At 74.1% G+C, this 1,045-nt stretch carries 1 protein-coding gene and 1 pseudogene; one reads left to right on the top strand and one right to left on the bottom strand.

The annotated features are described in order from the left end of the window. Positions 1 to 636 (bottom strand): MFS transporter (locus HMPREF3105_RS10085; RefSeq protein WP_141762502.1); only part of this gene is annotated, 636 nt, incomplete at its 3' end. Between the two features lie 102 nt (positions 637 to 738). On the opposite strand from HMPREF3105_RS10085, the pseudogene HMPREF3105_RS10080 reads away from it, so the two are divergent. After that, positions 739 to 1,045: pseudogene (locus tag HMPREF3105_RS10080) on the top strand (hypothetical protein); the annotation flags it as partial.

Below are 1,045 nucleotides of genomic sequence, written 5' to 3'. Positions count from 1 at the left end.
GGGGGGCAGGCCGTGCACGCGGGTGGGCGGCGGCAGCCAGAGGGCGCCCATCGCGACGGCGGCCAGGCCCACGGGCACGTTCATGAGGAACGTGGAGCGCCAGCCCCACTCGGGGCCGAACGCGCCGAGGAACAGCCCGCCGAGCAGGGGCCCCACGGCCACGCCGAGGCCCACCACGGTGCCGAAGAGCCCGTAGGCCCGCCCGCGGGCGCGGCCGTGGAAGTTCGACTGGATGAACCCGATGACCTGGGGGTTGAACACGCCCGCGCCCAGGCCCGTGAGCAGGCGCCCGGCATTGAGCAGCAGAGTGTCCCCGGCCAGGCCGGAGAGCAGGGAGCCGAGCATGTACAGCGTGATGCCCGCCAGGAACAGGTTCTTGCGCCCCCACAGGTCGCCGGCGCGGCCCGCGGCCACGAGCACGGTGCCGAACGTCAGCGTGTACCCCGCCAGCACCCACTGCAGATCCGCGCTCGTGGCGTCCAGGCCCGACTCGATGGCCGGCAGCGCCACGTTCACCACGGACACGCTCATCAGCGCGAGGAAGAGCGGCATGAGCAGTGCGGTGAGGATGCGGCGCTGGTCAGGGGTGAAGGCCCCGGACGCGGGGTCGGCGGGGTGCGGGGGGCGGGGGGTCATCGCCTCAGGATAGGCACCGACGCGGGCCGCCCGATTCGGACCCCACCCCACGATGCGGGATGATGGAGGGCAGACCCCACGAGCCCCTCCGGAGGAGCACCCATGTCCCAGTCCCTGACCCCCGGTCCCGACGGCGCGCGCCGCGGCCCCCGCGCCGGCCTGCGCGTGGGATCGCTCGGCTTCGTCGCGATGATCGTCATCCTGATCGTGGCGATCATCTTCGCCGCGAACCAGAACGACGTGATCGGGTGGCTCGTGGTCGCCGTCGCCGCCGGCTGGCTCGTGTTCGCGGTGGTCGTGTACCTGCAGATGCGCCGCGGCGTCCGGGCCGCGGGCCGCAAGGTGGACACCGCCATGCAGAACGCCCGCGCCGACGTCGCCGCCCTGCGCGGCCGCGAGGCCGACGCCG

The sequence above is a fragment of the Micrococcus sp. HMSC31B01 genome (assembly GCF_001816085.1).
Taxonomy (GTDB): Bacteria; Actinomycetota; Actinomycetes; order Actinomycetales; family Micrococcaceae; genus Micrococcus; species Micrococcus luteus.
Note: the sequence above shows the minus strand (reverse complement) of the source record. Positions and strands in the feature narration are given on the sequence as shown.